Source organism: Dyella sp., from assembly GCF_035685885.1.
GTDB lineage: Bacteria > Pseudomonadota > Gammaproteobacteria > Xanthomonadales > Rhodanobacteraceae > Dyella.
This window is the reverse complement of record NZ_DASRZX010000089.1, coordinates 43,633-57,468: the sequence shown is the minus strand read 5'-3', so window position 1 is coordinate 57,468 and position 13,836 is coordinate 43,633. Positions and strand designations below refer to the sequence as shown.

The 13,836-nt window shown below is 64.5% G+C and carries 20 protein-coding genes; 3 read left to right on the top strand and 17 right to left on the bottom strand.

Annotated elements, in window-relative coordinates; all coding sequences use genetic code 11:
* Window positions 1–14 precede the first annotated feature (14 nt).
* The 12 genes from VFG49_RS11225 to VFG49_RS11170 form a co-directional block, all read right to left on the bottom strand.
* Complete coding sequence (locus VFG49_RS11225; RefSeq protein WP_324860466.1) at window positions 15–473, bottom strand: GNAT family N-acetyltransferase; 459 nt, start codon at window positions 471–473, stop codon at window positions 15–17.
* Entirely contained in the window at window positions 473–1,564 is a 1,092-nt protein-coding gene (locus tag VFG49_RS11220) for an AI-2E family transporter (RefSeq protein WP_324860502.1), read from the bottom strand. Before VFG49_RS11220 ends, VFG49_RS11225 begins: the two co-directional genes overlap by 1 nt.
* Window positions 1,565–1,635: 71 nt before the next feature.
* Entirely contained in the window at window positions 1,636–1,926 is a 291-nt protein-coding gene (locus VFG49_RS11215; protein WP_324860464.1) for a hypothetical protein, read from the bottom strand.
* Window positions 1,923–2,390 carry an ABC transporter ATP-binding protein gene (locus VFG49_RS11210; RefSeq protein ID WP_324860462.1) on the bottom strand — a complete coding sequence of 156 codons (468 nt, stop codon included), beginning with the start codon at window positions 2,388–2,390 and terminating at the stop codon, window positions 1,923–1,925. The genes VFG49_RS11215 and VFG49_RS11210 overlap by 4 nt, the downstream gene beginning before the upstream one ends.
* 18 nt (window positions 2,391–2,408) lie before the next feature.
* A complete protein-coding gene (locus tag VFG49_RS11205; RefSeq protein ID WP_324860460.1) occupies window positions 2,409–2,780 on the bottom strand; it encodes a hypothetical protein in 372 nt (123 codons plus the stop codon).
* Between the two features lie 80 nt (window positions 2,781–2,860).
* The gene (locus VFG49_RS11200) at window positions 2,861–3,016 is read right to left on the bottom strand and encodes a DUF1328 domain-containing protein (protein WP_038622806.1); all 156 of its coding nucleotides are present in this window, start codon (window positions 3,014–3,016) and stop codon (window positions 2,861–2,863) included.
* A 131-nt stretch (window positions 3,017–3,147) separates the two neighbouring features.
* Complete coding sequence (locus VFG49_RS11195; protein ID WP_324860457.1) at window positions 3,148–3,768, bottom strand: YbhB/YbcL family Raf kinase inhibitor-like protein; 621 nt, start codon at window positions 3,766–3,768, stop codon at window positions 3,148–3,150.
* Window positions 3,769–3,832: 64 nt separating this feature from the next.
* The gene (locus VFG49_RS11190; RefSeq protein ID WP_324860456.1) at window positions 3,833–4,924 is read right to left on the bottom strand and encodes a PQQ-dependent sugar dehydrogenase; all 1,092 of its coding nucleotides are present in this window, start codon (window positions 4,922–4,924) and stop codon (window positions 3,833–3,835) included.
* Window positions 4,925–5,135: 211 nt separating this feature from the next.
* Window positions 5,136–5,540, bottom strand: coding sequence for a DUF3224 domain-containing protein (locus VFG49_RS11185; RefSeq protein ID WP_324860454.1), 405 nt, complete (start codon window positions 5,538–5,540; stop codon window positions 5,136–5,138).
* Between the two features lie 100 nt (window positions 5,541–5,640).
* Window positions 5,641–6,642: a YheT family hydrolase gene (locus VFG49_RS11180; RefSeq protein WP_324860452.1), complete on the bottom strand. Its 1,002-nt coding sequence runs from the start codon at window positions 6,640–6,642 to the stop codon at window positions 5,641–5,643.
* Window positions 6,639–7,457, bottom strand: coding sequence for a lysophospholipid acyltransferase family protein (locus VFG49_RS11175; protein ID WP_324860450.1), 819 nt, complete (start codon window positions 7,455–7,457; stop codon window positions 6,639–6,641). The genes VFG49_RS11180 and VFG49_RS11175 overlap by 4 nt, the downstream gene beginning before the upstream one ends.
* A gap of 58 nt (window positions 7,458–7,515) precedes the next feature.
* Complete coding sequence (locus tag VFG49_RS11170) at window positions 7,516–7,992, bottom strand: Lrp/AsnC family transcriptional regulator (RefSeq protein WP_324860448.1); 477 nt, start codon at window positions 7,990–7,992, stop codon at window positions 7,516–7,518.
* Between the two features lie 146 nt (window positions 7,993–8,138).
* On the opposite strand from VFG49_RS11170, the gene phhA reads away from it, so the two are divergent.
* Window positions 8,139–9,029 (top strand): phenylalanine 4-monooxygenase, encoded by an 891-nt coding sequence (gene phhA / locus VFG49_RS11165; protein ID WP_324860446.1) that lies wholly within the window; start codon window positions 8,139–8,141, stop codon window positions 9,027–9,029.
* Window positions 9,030–9,077: 48 nt separating this feature from the next.
* Here phhA and VFG49_RS11160 read toward each other — a convergent pair whose 3' ends face one another.
* The 3 genes from VFG49_RS11160 to VFG49_RS11150 form a co-directional block, all read right to left on the bottom strand.
* Window positions 9,078–9,932, bottom strand: coding sequence for an alpha/beta hydrolase (locus VFG49_RS11160; RefSeq protein WP_324860444.1), 855 nt, complete (start codon window positions 9,930–9,932; stop codon window positions 9,078–9,080).
* Window positions 9,933–10,033: 101 nt separating this feature from the next.
* Window positions 10,034–10,708, bottom strand: a complete 675-nt coding sequence (locus VFG49_RS11155) for a Crp/Fnr family transcriptional regulator (RefSeq protein WP_324860442.1) — start codon at window positions 10,706–10,708, stop codon at window positions 10,034–10,036.
* Window positions 10,709–10,733: 25 nt separating this feature from the next.
* Window positions 10,734–10,937, bottom strand: a complete 204-nt coding sequence (locus tag VFG49_RS11150; protein WP_324860440.1) for a DUF2892 domain-containing protein — start codon at window positions 10,935–10,937, stop codon at window positions 10,734–10,736.
* 260 nt (window positions 10,938–11,197) lie between these two features.
* Between VFG49_RS11150 and VFG49_RS11145 the strand changes: the two genes are divergently transcribed.
* Entirely contained in the window at window positions 11,198–11,812 is a 615-nt protein-coding gene (locus tag VFG49_RS11145) for an OmpW/AlkL family protein (protein WP_324860438.1), read from the top strand.
* Window positions 11,813–11,887: 75 nt separating this feature from the next.
* On the opposite strand, the gene VFG49_RS11140 is transcribed toward VFG49_RS11145, so the two are convergent.
* Together VFG49_RS11140 and VFG49_RS11135 are read right to left on the bottom strand one after the other, a co-directional pair.
* Window positions 11,888–12,571: an RES family NAD+ phosphorylase gene (locus VFG49_RS11140; protein ID WP_324860436.1), complete on the bottom strand. Its 684-nt coding sequence runs from the start codon at window positions 12,569–12,571 to the stop codon at window positions 11,888–11,890.
* Window positions 12,572–12,678: 107 nt separating this feature from the next.
* A complete protein-coding gene (locus tag VFG49_RS11135; protein ID WP_324860434.1) occupies window positions 12,679–13,077 on the bottom strand; it encodes an MbcA/ParS/Xre antitoxin family protein in 399 nt (132 codons plus the stop codon).
* 197 nt (window positions 13,078–13,274) lie between these two features.
* Between VFG49_RS11135 and VFG49_RS11130 the strand changes: the two genes are divergently transcribed.
* The gene (locus VFG49_RS11130) at window positions 13,275–13,814 is read left to right on the top strand and encodes an SRPBCC domain-containing protein (RefSeq protein WP_324860432.1); all 540 of its coding nucleotides are present in this window, start codon (window positions 13,275–13,277) and stop codon (window positions 13,812–13,814) included.
* Window positions 13,815–13,836 lie beyond the last annotated feature (22 nt).

Sequence of the window (13,836 nt, the reverse complement as noted above, 5' to 3'; positions counted from 1 at the left end):
ATGTCCCGGCGACGCTACATCGGCTTTCGGTACACCACAAATCCGGATCTTTCGGCGAGCTTGTCGTAGAGCTGCATCGCGGTCGTATTGGTTTCGTGCGTCTGCCAATACACGCGGGCGGCGCCGGCCAATTTTGCGCGACCGTATACCGCCTCGATCAAGGCGCGACCCACACCGGTCCCCCGCGCGGCTTGTGTGGTGAACAGATCCTGCAGGTAGCAGTGGTTGCCGATGCTGGTGGTGCTGCGGTGGAACAGGTAATGCGCGAGGCCGAGCAAGCGGCCATCGCGTTCGGCCACCAGCGCGTGCACGGGTTCGTCGGCATCGAGGAAACGCGCCCAGGTGGAATGCGTGATGGCTTGCGGCAAGGCCGTGTCGCCGCTACGCCCGTAGAACGCGTTGTAGCCGTCCCACAGTAGCTTCCATGCTTCGAAATCCCCGGCAGCGATGTCCCGCACCACCAGCGCCGTCATCAACGCTGCACCATCAAGGCGAACCAGCGCCAGCCACGCACGCGTTCGGCCACCAGCTTGACGCTGGTGAGCATGGGCACTGCCAGCAGTGCGCCGGGAATGCCCCACAACCAACCCCAGATCAGCAGCCATAGCAGGATCGCGATCGGGCTAAGCCGCATGCGATGACCCTGGATCAGCGGTGTCACCAGGTTGCCTTCGAAGGCCGTGATGCCGGCGAAGGTGAGCGCGGGCAACAACGCGGAACCGACATCGTTGAAGTTGAGCAGGCCCACGAAGGCAAGCACCGTGGTGGTGGTGATCGCGCCCACGTAGGGAATGAAGTTGGCCATCATCGCCACCGTGCCCCACAGCAACGGATCGGGCATGTGATAGAGCCACAGCATCCCGGCGGTGATCGCACCAAGGCCGAAATTGATCAGTGCCGCTGTGAGGATGTAGCGCGATACCTCGTACTGGATGCCTCGCATGATCGACACGGCATGTCGCTTGTAACCAAAGTTGGGCGACGCCTCCACCAGGCGCCGCAGCATGAGATCGCCGTAGACGAGGAAGAAGAACACCAGCAGGACCACGGTCAGCACGCCGGCGAGGATCTTGGGCGTGGTGGCCACCACGTCCCACGCGGAAATGGTCAGCCCGGGCGGCGGTGGCTGTTGCGCACGCGCGGGTCCCGTGAGGCTTTGCGTGGCCCGGTTGGCGGCCTCCAGCGGCTGCGTGATCGAGCGCAGCTTGGGCACGAACGCGCGGATCGCCGCAGGCGCCTCATGGAACCAGCCCAGCGCCGGCTGCGTAAGCATGCCCACGCCTGCGCCGATGCCGGCGATAAGGGCAATGACCAGCACGCTCGCGCCCAGCCAGCGCGGAATGCCCCAGTGCGCGCCGCGCGCCACGATGGGATTGAGCGCCAGGCCGATGAACGACGCCAGCACCAGCGGAATCAGCAGCTGCTTGGTCAGCGTCACCGTATAGAGCACGGCCAGCGCGAGGAACATGTTGAGCACGATGCGAATGCCGCGCAGGTGCCGGCGCGCGCTTTGCGTGCGCTGCACGCGCACCATGGCCACGCGCGGCTCGCGATGGGGCACCATCGATTCGACGGGTACCGGGACTTGCACCACGTCACCTTCGGTGACGGGCGACGATGGAGATTCGGATTCGGTCATGTGAAGTCGAAGCTGTCCTGGGCGTATTCGGCCAGCAGGCGCACCGATTGGCCCACCACTTCGGCGGCCGTGCCGCTGAGCAACGTGCCCAGACCCGGCACGCGCAGAGGATGCACGTCGAGCTTGCCGAGTACGAAACCGGCCCCGGCGGCCAGGCCCACCGTGGTCAGCGGATAGTGCTGACCACGCGCCAGCAGCGCCTGGGCAGGCACGGCCAGTTCGTGGCGCGCGTCTCTCGCGCGTAGGCCCGCTTCGCGCACTGCATGCAGCTGCTTGATCAGGCTCATGGCAGGTCCTCTGGGCGGTTGTCGCCCTGCGGCTCGTGACGATGCAGGACGTCCTGCATCATCGCACTCCACTCGCCCCGCGTCGCGGGCAAGGTCATCCAGTGCATGCAACGCCGGAACAGCACGATGGCGCCAACCAGCACGCCCAACTCCATCAGTGCCATGACAACCAGTGCCCAGGTCCACGAACCAAACCACTGGGCCAGCAACCAGCCGACCAGTCCCAGCAGGGTCAGGCCGAAGCCGACAGCGGCCACGGTGGCGACCAGCGCGGCAGCGAACAGCCAGTGCACCGCGCTGCGCGCCAGCCCCAGTTCGGCCGCCAACAGGCTGAGCTGGGCGCCGAACAGTTTGTGGAACGCGCGTCCCAGGCGCCCCAGATCCTCCAGCAGACCGGGCGGCGGTGGCGGCGCCGGCATGTCGTCGGGTGCCGCAGGTGCACTACCGCTATCGGTCTGACTCATCCCTCGCCCTCGCCGCCATCAGCGACGAAGTATGCGGCCAAGCAGCCAGCCAGCGCCAAGCGCAATGGCCACGGACTGCACCGGCTTGTCGCGTACGTATTCGCGTGCGCGATCAAGCCATTCGTCGGCGCGGTCGACCGCGTCGTCGTAGACCTCGCGACCGCGCTGGCGGTATTCGTCCGCCTTGTCGCTTGCGCGCGTGGCGGCGTCGGCCGCCTTGTCGGTGGCGCGGTGCAGGCTTTCCTCGACGTGATCGGCGGCGCGATCCACCGCTTCCTTGGTGTTCGTCACGGCGCTGGAAGTGGCCTGCTTGATGCGCTCGGCGCGCTCCTCGATGCGTTCGGCGGCAGAGTTGCCACCTTCCTCATGCGCCTGGACCTGCTTGTTCATGACATTCTCCGTTAAGACTTGGAATCTAACGACATCGGCTCCGCGCGTGCCGGGGCGCAACGTCCCCGGCACGCTGCCAATCAACTCGCGCGACGAAAGAACGCGATCACGGCAAGAATCAGGAAGACGATGAAAAGGATCTTCGCGATACCCGCCGCCGTACCGGCGATGCCGGTAAACCCGAACAGCGCCGCGATGATGGCAATGACCAGAAATACCAGGGCGTAGTGGAGCATGGGGGGTTTCCTCTCGACGGGGCAGTGCTTCACCCCGGCGACATTCACCCACACGCCATGCCTTGCGAGCGTGAAGATTCCCTCACGCCTGCGCGTTGTTGGTTTCCGTTCACCCAGCGCCCGCGAAGCATTCAGGCCAGCGCGGGGTTGAGCGCGTACGTTCCCATCAACTCCGCTTCCGCCAATACATGGCCGTCCATGGCGCTGCGCAGCTCCGCGATGGTGAAGCCGTCGGCAAGCTTCAGGTGCTCCACATCCAGCGCGTACAGGCGGAAGTGATAGTGATGCACGATGGAATCGTTCCACGGCGGACACGGGCCGTCGTAGCCGAGGTACTCGCCCTTCATCTGCGCATCACCGGCAAACCACCCGGTGTAGTCGTTGAGCCCCTGCACGCTGCCCGGCGGGCCGTAGGGCGCCCGCTTGCCATGCGGCACGATGCCGTCACTGCAAGCGCCTTCCGCCAGCTCGCCGCACTCCACCGGAATGTTGGCCATCAACCAGTGCACGAACTCCACGCGCGGAAGATCGGCAGGCACGGTGCGGCCTTCCTGGTTGACATCGTCCGGCTTGCTGGGCACGTCGAAATCCAGGCCCATCAGCACGAAGGAGCGCGTCGCCAGTGGCGCATCCTTCCAGGCCAGGTGCGGACTCAGGTTGTCCGAAAGCGCAACTGGCGCCCCGATCCTGCAGAAGGCGTTGGCGGGCGGAATCGGTTGCCCGTGGATGAAGTTGTCGCTGCGCAATTGCACGGTCGTTCTCCTGCGGAAGTTCCATCAAGGTGTTGCGTCGCGCCGTAGTCGGCGCGGCATGGCATCAGGGCTGGTAGGTCACCCGGTAGACCGCGCCGGCCAGGTCGTCGCTCACCAGCAGGCTGCCGTCCGGCAGCGGCTGCACGTCGACGGGTCGGCCCCAGGCGGATTCGTTCTGCATGAAGCCATCGATCAGCGGCTCGTACGACACCACTTTCTCGCCGTTGAGCCGCACAACCATCACGCGATAGCCGGACTTCTTGGTGCGGTTCCACGAGCCATGCTCGGCGATGATGACCGCGCCCTTGTAGTCGGCGGGAAACTGCGTGCCTTCGTAGAAGCGCATGCCGAGCGAGGCGACATGCGCGCCGAGCTTGTAGATCGGTGGCGTGTAGTCCTTGCAGTTCTTGCCCTTGCCGAACTCGGGATCGAGCGTGTCGCCCTGGTGGCAATAGGGATAGCCGAAGTGCTCGCCCACGCGGGTGAGTCGATTGAGTTCGTCGCTGGGCACGTCATCGCCCAGCAGGTCGCGACCGTTGTCGGTAAACCACAGTTGCTTCGTGCCCGGCTGCCAGTCGAAACCCACCGTGTTGCGGATGCCGTAGGCGACATCTTCCAGACCGGTGCCGTCGGCATTCATGCGCGTGATCTTGGCGTAGTCCTTGCCCTTGTCGCAGATGTTGCACGGCGCGCCGACGGGCACGTAGAGCTTGCCGTCAGGGCCGAATGCGATGAACTTCCAGCCGTGGTGCGTTTCGGTCGGGAACTTGTCGTAGACCACCTCGGGCTTGGGCGGATTGTCCAGGTGGTTCTCGATGTCGCGCAGCACCAGGATCTTGCTGACCGCGGAAATGTACAGGTCACCATTGCGGAACGCCACGCCCACCGGCAATTGAAGGCCGCTGGCGATCACGCGCACCTTGTCGGCCTTGCCGCTGCCCTTGCTGTCGGTCAGTGCATAGACCTTGCCGGCGCTGTTGGAGCCCACGAACACCGTACCCTTCGCGCCCAGCGCGATCTCGCGGGCGTTGCCCACGTCGCTCGCGTAGATCTCGACATGGAAACCCTTGGGCAGCGTGAGCTTGTCCAATTGCGGCGCAGCGCTGGCCGTGTGGACGGCCAGGAGGCCAAACAGTGCGAATATCCAGCGACGCATGGGCGACCTCCGGGACGGTGAGGAAGCCGAAGCGTAGCGCGAGCGCCTGCAAGCTTCCACGACCAGATTATTTCAACACCGCGCCACACTCTTGTGCAGGCGCGCACCCAGTGCGCGAAGGGCGCCCGGATCCATCTCGTCATGGGAAGACGACGACACGCCTCCAGACGCCGCCGTCGCGCGCAAGGCGCGCCCCCCATCGATAGAAGCGCTACGGGACGTCCGGCAACGTATACGCCAGCTCGTAGTGATGCACGCCGCTCTCCACCGCGATGCTCAACGCGCCCGCGATGCCACTGAGGCCATCCGTACCCGAGTCCGGCACGATGGTGATCGACAACGTCGGCGCGCCGCGATCCATCACGCCGTGATGCTGCAGGGCAAAGCTGCCTTCGCGGCCGTTCAAGCTGCCCTGCACGCGTTCCATCGCAACGTAGCCGGCCGATCCATCGATCGCCGTGCCCACCGCCAGCATCTGCCCGCGGCCGGTGGCCTCAAGATCGCCCGCAAAGCGCTTTTCGATGGACATGCGGCCCACGGACGGATCACCCACGCCTTCGACACCGGGTTGCGGTGTCATCTTCACTTCGAACGTGCCTTTCGCATGCTGCGTCATATGGATCACTCCGTGTCCCAGCCATCGTTGGAGCGCACCCTGTGCGCGACCGCCGCTTTTATCCTGCGCCCACGCCGTACCGCTATGCCTGCGTGCAGGCTTACGCCACCACCGCGTTGAAGCGTGCGGCAATGTATTCGTCAGTGAAGCTCGTCATGTCCCAGCCACGGATGAAGCCGCAATGGCCACCATAGTCGGAAATGTCCAGTTCCACGTTGGCGGGCAGTTCCAGTTTCTCGAACGCATCGACCGGAATCACGGGGTCGTCGCGCGCCGTGAGGATGGTGGCCGGCACATGCAGGTCAGCGAGCGCGCGACCGGCGACCGAATAGCCGTCCAGATACGCTTCGAGCGAACCGAAATCCGTATGGCGCGAAACCAGCGATGCGGTGAGGCCGCGCAGGTTCTGCTTGAGTTCGGAGAGTTCGAAGTACTCGTGCTGCGGAAACGCCGCCTGCTTGGCCTGCAGCGAGCGACGCCACTTGTGCATGAAATACGCCTGGTAGAACCAGGGCGCCGATGCCTCCAGCGAAAACAGGCCCTCACTGGGATCGATGATCGGACACACGGCCAGCGCGTAGCTGAGCGGAAGGCCCGCCGCAGGTGCGCGCAGCGCGGCACGCAAGGCGAAGTTGCCGCCCAGCGAGAAACCCGCGACCGCCATGGGCCGGCTGGGGAAGCGCCGCGCGATGTCACCCAGCGCATGCACCACTTCATCGATGCGGCACGAATGAAACAGCGCCTCGTTGAGATGATGACTGTCGCCGTGGTCGCGGAAGTTGAGCCGGAAGATATCCCAGCCATCCGCCAGCAGCCGGCTGCCGGTCTGCAACACATAGGTCGAATCGACGCTGCCTTCCCAACCGTGGAAAAGCACCGCCAGGCCACGTGAAGTCGACTGCACTTTCTGCCCGGTATAGGCGCCGGTCAGGCGCACGCCGTCGCCACCGTCCACCATCATCGGTTCCGCGCCATCCATCACCGCCTGCGCGCCGGCGGGCAACAACAGGCGACGCACGCCGCTGGAAGAAAGCATGGTCTGGATGTGGCCGCTGCGCAGCGGCCACGACGGCTGGAAGTCCTTACCCTTGGGCAGCGTCATGCGCGGTTGTCGCGACTCGGCTGGTCTTCCAGCGCCAATGCAATGCGCTCGCGCGACAGCTCTGCCATGCGGCGCCGCGCATCGGGAGTCGCCGGTACGGGTTCGAGGAAATGCACCTCGGCATCCAGCGGTGCGCCGCCCAGCAGGCGCAGGAAGTTCTGCATGAAGTTCTCGTCCTCGCGGAAGCCTGCGTCGACCACGCGGCGACCGTCGCGTGCAAAGCGCAGCGCTACTGGCTGCACCGGTACGTCCGCATCCAGCGCGGCCTGGAAGATGCGCGCATGGAACACGCGCAGCACGCCGTTGTGGCCCGTGCCGCCTTCTGGAAACACCGCCACCGAACGTCCGCCACGCAGGCGGTCCACCATCGCCTGCATTACTGCCGCCAGCGAATGATTGCTGCCGCGTCGATGGAAGATCGTCCCGCCCGAAGAGGCCAGCCAGCCGACCAGCGGCCAGCTGGCGATCTCCGCCTTGGCCACGAAGCAGGCCGCGCGCTGGCTGTGCAGCAGTTCGATGTCGAGCCAGGAGGTGTGATTGGCCACGAACAGCACCGGATCGGCCAACGGTTTACCGAAACGCACGGAGCGCAATCCGAAGATGCGCAGCAGGGCCGTCGACCACCAACGGATGGTGCGGTGCGCAAACGGTTCGCGCCCATTCTCCATCACCGCGTCCCGGGTCCACGTGAGAAGCAGCGAACACAACAGGATGCCAAGCACCACGTGCAACAGCAGCAGCGGTACGCGCCAGAGGTAGCGCAGGGGCCGCATCAGGTCGCGGCGGGCCGGGGCGGAAACGGTGTGGGTGTTCATCAGTCCAGTTAGTTTAGCGTTAGTCGGGGTGTCCCCGCGCCCCTTGGGCGGGGCGTGCTTAACGTTCCAGACGGGTCAGCGGCAAGGCGGCGGAGCGCTTGACGGTGCGAAGCACAAAACTGGAATTGACGTCAGCCACACCCGAGGCATTCAGCAGGCGATCCAGCAGAAACCGGGAAAAATCCTGCAGGTCGGCTACAAAGACGTGCAGCAGATAGTCCATGTCCCCGGTGAGCGCGTAACAGGAAACCACTTCGTCCCAGCCATTCACCAGCTCAACGAAGCGCTCCACCGCGGCGCTCTCGTGCTTGGTCAATTGCACCCGGACGAAAGCCTGCAGACCGAGGCCCACCGCCTGCGGGTCAACCTGGGCGGTATAGCCGGTGAGGATGCCCTCGGCCTCAAGGCGCTGAAGGCGACGCAGGCAGGCCGACGGCGAAAGGCTGACCTTCTCCGCCAGATCCGCATTGGTGATGCGTCCGTCGCTCTGCAGGACGGCCAGGATGCGCAAGTCGGTGCGGTCAAGCGTAGGCATGGCAATGAAGCTCCGTCCAATGGCCACTGTGCGCACGATTATTGCTCATTTGCCTCTGCATGCTGCAATCAAACAATCTTCATGCGCGCCAACCGGCCTAAGCTGTGCCCATCAGTATGCACCGCCGCCAGCGCCAGGAGCCCGCCATGAACACCACGCCTCGCCGTGTCGAACACCAGCAGACCGACCGCGGCTACGTGCCGGTGTACGCCACCGGGATTGTGGAACAGCCATGGGCGGACTACTCCCAGACCGACCATGAGGTCTGGGACATCCTCTACAAGCGCCAGCGCGAGTTGCTGCCCGGCCGCGCCTGCCAGGAGTTCCTCGACGGCGTAGAGCGCTTTGGGCTGGGCGACGGTGGCATCCCCAGGTTCGCTGACCTGAACAAGCTGCTGGGCCAGGCCACGGGCTGGGAAGTGGTGGCGGTCGAAGGCCTGTTGCCCGATGAAGTGTTCTTCGATCACCTCGCCAACCGCCGCTTCCCGGTGAGCTGGTGGATCCGCAAGCCCGATCAGCTGGACTACCTCAGCGAGCCCGACCTGTTCCACGATCTGTTCGGCCACGTGCCGCTGCTGCTCAACCCAGTCTTCGCCGACTACATGCAGGCCTACGGCCGCGGCGGCATGAAGGCATTCGCCATCGGCCCCGAAGCGCTGATGAACCTGACGCGCCTGTACTGGTACACGGTGGAGTTCGGCCTGATCAACACCAGCGAGGGAATGCGCATCTACGGCGCGGGCATCGTCAGCTCCAAGGGCGAGTCGATCTACTCGCTGGATTCACCCTCGCCCAACCGCATCGGCTTCGGGCTGGAGCGCGTGATGAGCACGCGCTATCGCATCGATACTTACCAGCAGACCTATTTCGTGATCGACAGCTTCGAGCAGCTGTTCGAGGCCACGCGTCCGGATTTCACGCCGATCTATGCGAGCCTGCGCGAACAGCCGCCGCACGCCGCTGGCGACGTGCTGGATGGCGATCGTGTGTTCACGCGTGGCGACCGCGAAGGCTGGGCGACCAACGCCGATACCTGAGCTGCTTCATCGCGGCCCGAAGGCCCGCTCCGGCGGGCCTTCCGCTTTTCAGTGGCCGCCCGCGGCCGATGCCGGCTTTTCGTCGAGAAACGCCACCGCCTCGCTGAGGAAAGGCGCCATCTGCGCGCCGAACACCGGCAGATGATCGCCTTGCGGCACGATCCACAGCGCCGAGACCGGGATCGCGCCAAACATCTCCACCGGCAATGCGACCGGGAAGAACGGGTCGCGATCGCCATGCACGATCAACGTTCGTGCACTGATCTTGCCGAGCGTGGCAGGCGTGAACGCCATATCGTCGTGACTGTCCGCGAAGTGCGCGAACTCCTTCACCAGTTCCTGCACCTGCGGCTCGCCACGTGCCGCGCACCGGCGATAGCCCGCCAGTACCGGCGGCGGCAAGTCTGCCGGCGAGGAAAGCTTTCGCTGGATGGCGCGCGCTTCGTCCGTGAAGCGTGGCGTGGCGCTCACCAGCACCATGGCATCGACGCGCTTCGGCTGCAGCGTGGCCATATGCAGCAGGGTCATGCCGCCGGAGCTGAAGCCCATCGCCTTGAAGTGCTGGATGCCAAGCTTGTCCATCAAGGCCAGCACGTCCTGTGCCGATTGGCGATGCGTGAACACCTTGGACGGATTGGTCGACTGGCCGTGTCCGCGCATGTCGATCGCAATGCGCTGGTACACGCCCAGCGATGCATCGAACGGCGCGAAGATGCCCGCACAGGCACCGAACGGATGGAGCAGCACCAGCGGTTCGCCGGTGCCCGCCACGGTGTAGTGCAGCGCCACGCCGTTGATCGTCGCCGTGTGTTCACCGGCCGACAACATGTCCGATGCATCGGCGACTCGCACAGGCAACAGTACTACTGCCGCAAACCACAGCATGCCCAGAATCAGCTTCATCACGCGCCTCCCCGGAAGAGCTCGCGAGAGCTTAGGTTCGGCCTGCCACCAGTCCTATATCACCAACGGCGTAGCGGCAGCGAACAGCCGCCGCGGCGAAGTTATTGCCCCGTATGCGCCAGTGCCTGCAACGCCCCGGCATCGATGATATCGATCACCTGTCGACGCTGCCTGATCCATCCGGCCCGCACCAATGTACCGAGATGGCGCGACACCACTTCGCGGGCGGTACCGATATCAGCCGCCAGCTCGGCGTGCGTCATGGTCACTGTTCCACCTTGCATCCTCGCCAGCAGGTGCCTGGCCAAGCGTGTTGACGGGCCTTCGCTGATGAGGCTGTCGATCTGCGTCATCAGCATGCCTACCCGCATCGCATATTGGCCGAACACATAGGCGCGAAACGCGACATTCGTGTCGAGTTGCTCCCTGAACACTGATGCTGGCAGAAACAGCGCCGTCGTTTCCCGTTCCGCCACGCCGAAAACCGGATAGCGCTGTTCTTCCATCAGGCATCCCGCCGAAACCGCGCAACCCTCTCCCTCCCGCACGCGATAGAACACCACGTCATGACCGAACGGACCGATGCGGCACACACGCACCTCGCCGGTCAGCACCACCGGATAACCACGACACGCGTCCCCGGCACGGAACAGGACCGTGCCTTTCAATATCCGAATGATGAGCGCCCGGGCTTGCGGCAGATCCTGCAGCCCCAGGCGCCGCAATGGTTCACGCATGCAGTCGTCCATGGTTTCGGTAGGTTTTTTGCATTCCATGATGCGCTCGGAGACATCGCGCCGCTCAGATTTTGCAGCTCGCTTCCTTGCAAGTGCGCAGGCCGAACAGGCGATAGAGCGGGCACCAGCTGAACACGGCGGTAGCCAGCGGCACCAATCCGATCCATCCCCACGGTGTGCGGGGTCCGATGAACACGAGTGCGATGAACACGCCACCGACGATGACCCGGATGACACGATCAGCGGTTCCTACGTTCTTGCCAGACATCATTTGCTCCTTGATAGGCGGGAGTGGCGACGTTAGGAGGCGCGACTTTACGCTTCAGTGACTTTGTCACCATGGCGTCCCTGAAAATCGCCGCATGGCAATGCGACAACGCGTGGGCGGCTGAAGACTTGTTGTGCTTTCGCGGCCAACCTGGCCTGCGTCCGTATGCCCTATATCGGTTTGATTCAAGTCAAAACCGCACAACGAAATTCTTACGAGCATGGCTTCGTTCCGAACGAAAACCTACACGGATGAACGCCATGAAAGCTCTCCTTCCCCTCGCCCTCGCCGCTACCCTCGGCGCCTTCGCTGCCCCCGCCGCCCACGCCGACAACGACAATTGGGTCGTTCGTTTCGGTGCCCATGCCGTCGATCCCAAGAGCAACAACGGCACCCTCGCCGGCGCCCGCTCCTCGGTCAGCAGCAGCGTGCGTCCCACCGGCAGCCTTGAATACATGATCACGCCCAATCTCGGCGTGGATCTCCTCGCGGCGTGGCCGTTCGAGCACGACGTGAAACTGTCGGGCCTGGGCAAGGTGGCCCAGACCAAGGAGCTGCCGCCGACGCTGGGCATCAACTATCACTTTCTGCCCGACAGCCAGTTGTCGCCGTTTGTCGGCGTGGGTGTGAACTACACCAACTTCTTTGATACCAAGAGCGCCGGAGCACTCAAGGGTGCCAGCGTCAGCATCGACAACAGCTGGGGCGTGGCAGCGCACGCGGGCATCGACGTGAAGCTCAATCCGAAATGGATCTTCACCGCCGACCTGCGCTGGGTGGACATCGAAAGCGACGTGCACGTGAACGGTACCAAGGTCGGCACGGCCAAGATCAATCCGCTGGTCTACGGCATCAGCCTGGGTTACCGCTTCTAGGCCCGCTACGGGCTACGGCACGGATGCCGGACGGGCCTTCTTCGGGAGGCCCGTTTTTTTGTCCGTCGAAAGCGCTCAATGGCGCTTCCATTCCTCGACGGCCAGCACCTGCGCGATGCGCGTGCCATCCCAGCGGTACATCAGGTGCTGCGCCTGCACGCAGGGTGCGACGCGATCGGGATAGAACACGGCAACGCATTCACCGCCCGCATGGCGCACGCTGTCGTAAACGATGCCATCGGAGCCCGCGCCACGCAGCTTGCGCGCCAGCGCGACGCCGGCCGCGTAGTCGTCCGGATCGTGTTCGGCTTTCCAGCCACCGCGCAGGTCATGCAAGCGCGCGTGGATGCTGGTGCGATAGCAGCGCATCTCGATGTCGCAGGGTGCCTCGGCGGTCGCTGCGAGGAACCTTTCGCGGTGATAGACGGTTTCCTCGACGGCGGTGGCCACGCTGTGGCCGGCATAGAACACGCCCCAGCTGCCGTCCGAGAAGCGGCTTCCTTCTGGATTGAGATGGGTGAAGGCGGCCATGACGGGAGTGGTTCCAGGTCCGCTGATGCGTCGGTCTTTCGCCACCAGTGGCAATTGCCCCAACTCGTCGCGCAGACGCGGATTGGTCAGCGCCTCGATGGCGTACAGGGCTTCCAGGTCGCCGGGTGCGGCGATGCGATCGAACACGCCGACCGGAGGAAATCGGCTCGGCACGATGCGATAAGCCTGGTTCCAGCGGATGCGTTTAAGGGGTGGAATGTCTGCCATGACGAGTGCTGCTCACGCGATCTGCCAGAGTCATCGAGTATGGCGGGCCGGCGTATCGCTGGCTGCGACGTAGGCCGCAGGCAATCCGGAAACTTACTGCCCGCCCGTCAGCCCCAGCCGCGCTGCGCGTCGAGGTACTGACGCACCACGTACAGGTCGGCCACGTTGCCCGACAGCATGCGCTGCAGGGCCGTCTGGCCACCGAACACCGTTGCCTGGTTGGCGCGATGCACCCAGGTGTCGGCCTGCTGTTCGTCGGGGAAGAGGATCTGCAGATCCTTCCAGATGCCGAGCAGGTAGCTGATGCGCTCCAGCGTGTCGCGGCCCAGCGCGCCGTCCTGCAGGCGCTTCCATTTGTAGAAGGTCGATTCCGGCGGATCGCCGAGCAATCGGCGCTGATCCACGATGCGCAGGTTCCAGCGCTCGGCGAGGTTGAAAAAGGCGCGCAGGGCGGGGCCGCTCAGGTCACCTGCCGGGATAGCTTCGGACTGGAGATGTGCAGCCATGGCGTACTCTCCTTATAAACCTTGACGTCAATATACTGTATTGGTGAAGTTTTCGCCAATAGGCCTGCGCAGGGCTGCCCAGCCCAGCCCAGACCGCGCCGTCGCTCGGGCGCTGGCGGCGCGGTACGCCAACCAGCCTATGTCTGGCGCCGCGCATGCCGCGCATACTCCTGCGGCCTTCTTTGCGGGAGAACACCATGCGTGCCCTGTTCCTGCTTGCTGTCGCGGCCCTGGCCTGCCCGATGGGCGTCCGTGCCGAGGTGAAGGAATCGGCTGCGGACCACGCGCTGTTCGTCAACGCGCGAACGATCCATGCGTCGCCGGACAAGGTCTACACGGCGTTGATCGACATCGGCCACTGGTGGGACAGCCAGCATACCTATTCCGGCGATGCGGCAAACCTCAGCTTGCAGGCCTCGGCCGGCGGTTGTTTCTGCGAGCGTTGGGCCAGCCAAGGCGTGGAGCATGGGCGCGTGATCTGGGCGAACCCGGGCCATCTGTTGCGACTGGATACCGCGCTGGGACCGCTGCAGGGCATGGCTGTTGAGGGTGTGATGACGTTTGCGCTCAAGCCGTCTGGCGATGGCACGGCACTGCAGTTCGAGTACCGCGTGACTGGTTCTTCCGCGAGCGGATTGGACAAGCTGGCACCGGATGTCGACGGCGTGCTGATGCAGCAGCTGCAAAGACTGCAGCACTACGCGGAAACCGGCAGCGCTGCGCCCATCAAGCCGTGAGGGTGGTACGTGGAACGCACGG

What these genes read in the sequence shown, in the direction of transcription:
- VFG49_RS11225 (WP_324860466.1), bottom strand. Translation starts at nt 473, where the DNA reads ATGACGGCGCTGGTGGTGCGGGACATCGCTGCCGGGGATTTCGAAGCA.
- VFG49_RS11220 (WP_324860502.1), bottom strand. Translation starts at nt 1,564, where the DNA reads ATGGTGCCCCATCGCGAGCCGCGCGTGGCCATGGTGCGCGTGCAGCGC.
- VFG49_RS11215 (WP_324860464.1), bottom strand. Translation starts at nt 1,926, where the DNA reads ATGAGCCTGATCAAGCAGCTGCATGCAGTGCGCGAAGCGGGCCTACGC.
- VFG49_RS11210 (WP_324860462.1), bottom strand. Translation starts at nt 2,390, where the DNA reads ATGAGTCAGACCGATAGCGGTAGTGCACCTGCGGCACCCGACGACATG.
- VFG49_RS11205 (WP_324860460.1), bottom strand. Translation starts at nt 2,780, where the DNA reads ATGAACAAGCAGGTCCAGGCGCATGAGGAAGGTGGCAACTCTGCCGCC.
- VFG49_RS11200 (WP_038622806.1), bottom strand. Translation starts at nt 3,016, where the DNA reads ATGCTCCACTACGCCCTGGTATTTCTGGTCATTGCCATCATCGCGGCG.
- VFG49_RS11190 (WP_324860456.1), bottom strand. Translation starts at nt 4,924, where the DNA reads ATGCGTCGCTGGATATTCGCACTGTTTGGCCTCCTGGCCGTCCACACG.
- VFG49_RS11185 (WP_324860454.1), bottom strand. Translation starts at nt 5,540, where the DNA reads ATGACGCAGCATGCGAAAGGCACGTTCGAAGTGAAGATGACACCGCAA.
- VFG49_RS11180 (WP_324860452.1), bottom strand. Translation starts at nt 6,642, where the DNA reads ATGACGCTGCCCAAGGGTAAGGACTTCCAGCCGTCGTGGCCGCTGCGC.
- VFG49_RS11175 (WP_324860450.1), bottom strand. Translation starts at nt 7,457, where the DNA reads ATGAACACCCACACCGTTTCCGCCCCGGCCCGCCGCGACCTGATGCGG.
- VFG49_RS11170 (WP_324860448.1), bottom strand. Translation starts at nt 7,992, where the DNA reads ATGCCTACGCTTGACCGCACCGACTTGCGCATCCTGGCCGTCCTGCAG.
- phhA (WP_324860446.1), top strand. Translation starts at nt 8,139, where the DNA reads ATGAACACCACGCCTCGCCGTGTCGAACACCAGCAGACCGACCGCGGC.
- VFG49_RS11160 (WP_324860444.1), bottom strand. Translation starts at nt 9,932, where the DNA reads ATGAAGCTGATTCTGGGCATGCTGTGGTTTGCGGCAGTAGTACTGTTG.
- VFG49_RS11155 (WP_324860442.1), bottom strand. Translation starts at nt 10,708, where the DNA reads ATGGAATGCAAAAAACCTACCGAAACCATGGACGACTGCATGCGTGAA.
- VFG49_RS11150 (WP_324860440.1), bottom strand. Translation starts at nt 10,937, where the DNA reads ATGTCTGGCAAGAACGTAGGAACCGCTGATCGTGTCATCCGGGTCATC.
- VFG49_RS11145 (WP_324860438.1), top strand. Translation starts at nt 11,198, where the DNA reads ATGAAAGCTCTCCTTCCCCTCGCCCTCGCCGCTACCCTCGGCGCCTTC.
- VFG49_RS11140 (WP_324860436.1), bottom strand. Translation starts at nt 12,571, where the DNA reads ATGGCAGACATTCCACCCCTTAAACGCATCCGCTGGAACCAGGCTTAT.
- VFG49_RS11135 (WP_324860434.1), bottom strand. Translation starts at nt 13,077, where the DNA reads ATGGCTGCACATCTCCAGTCCGAAGCTATCCCGGCAGGTGACCTGAGC.
- VFG49_RS11130 (WP_324860432.1), top strand. Translation starts at nt 13,275, where the DNA reads ATGCGTGCCCTGTTCCTGCTTGCTGTCGCGGCCCTGGCCTGCCCGATG.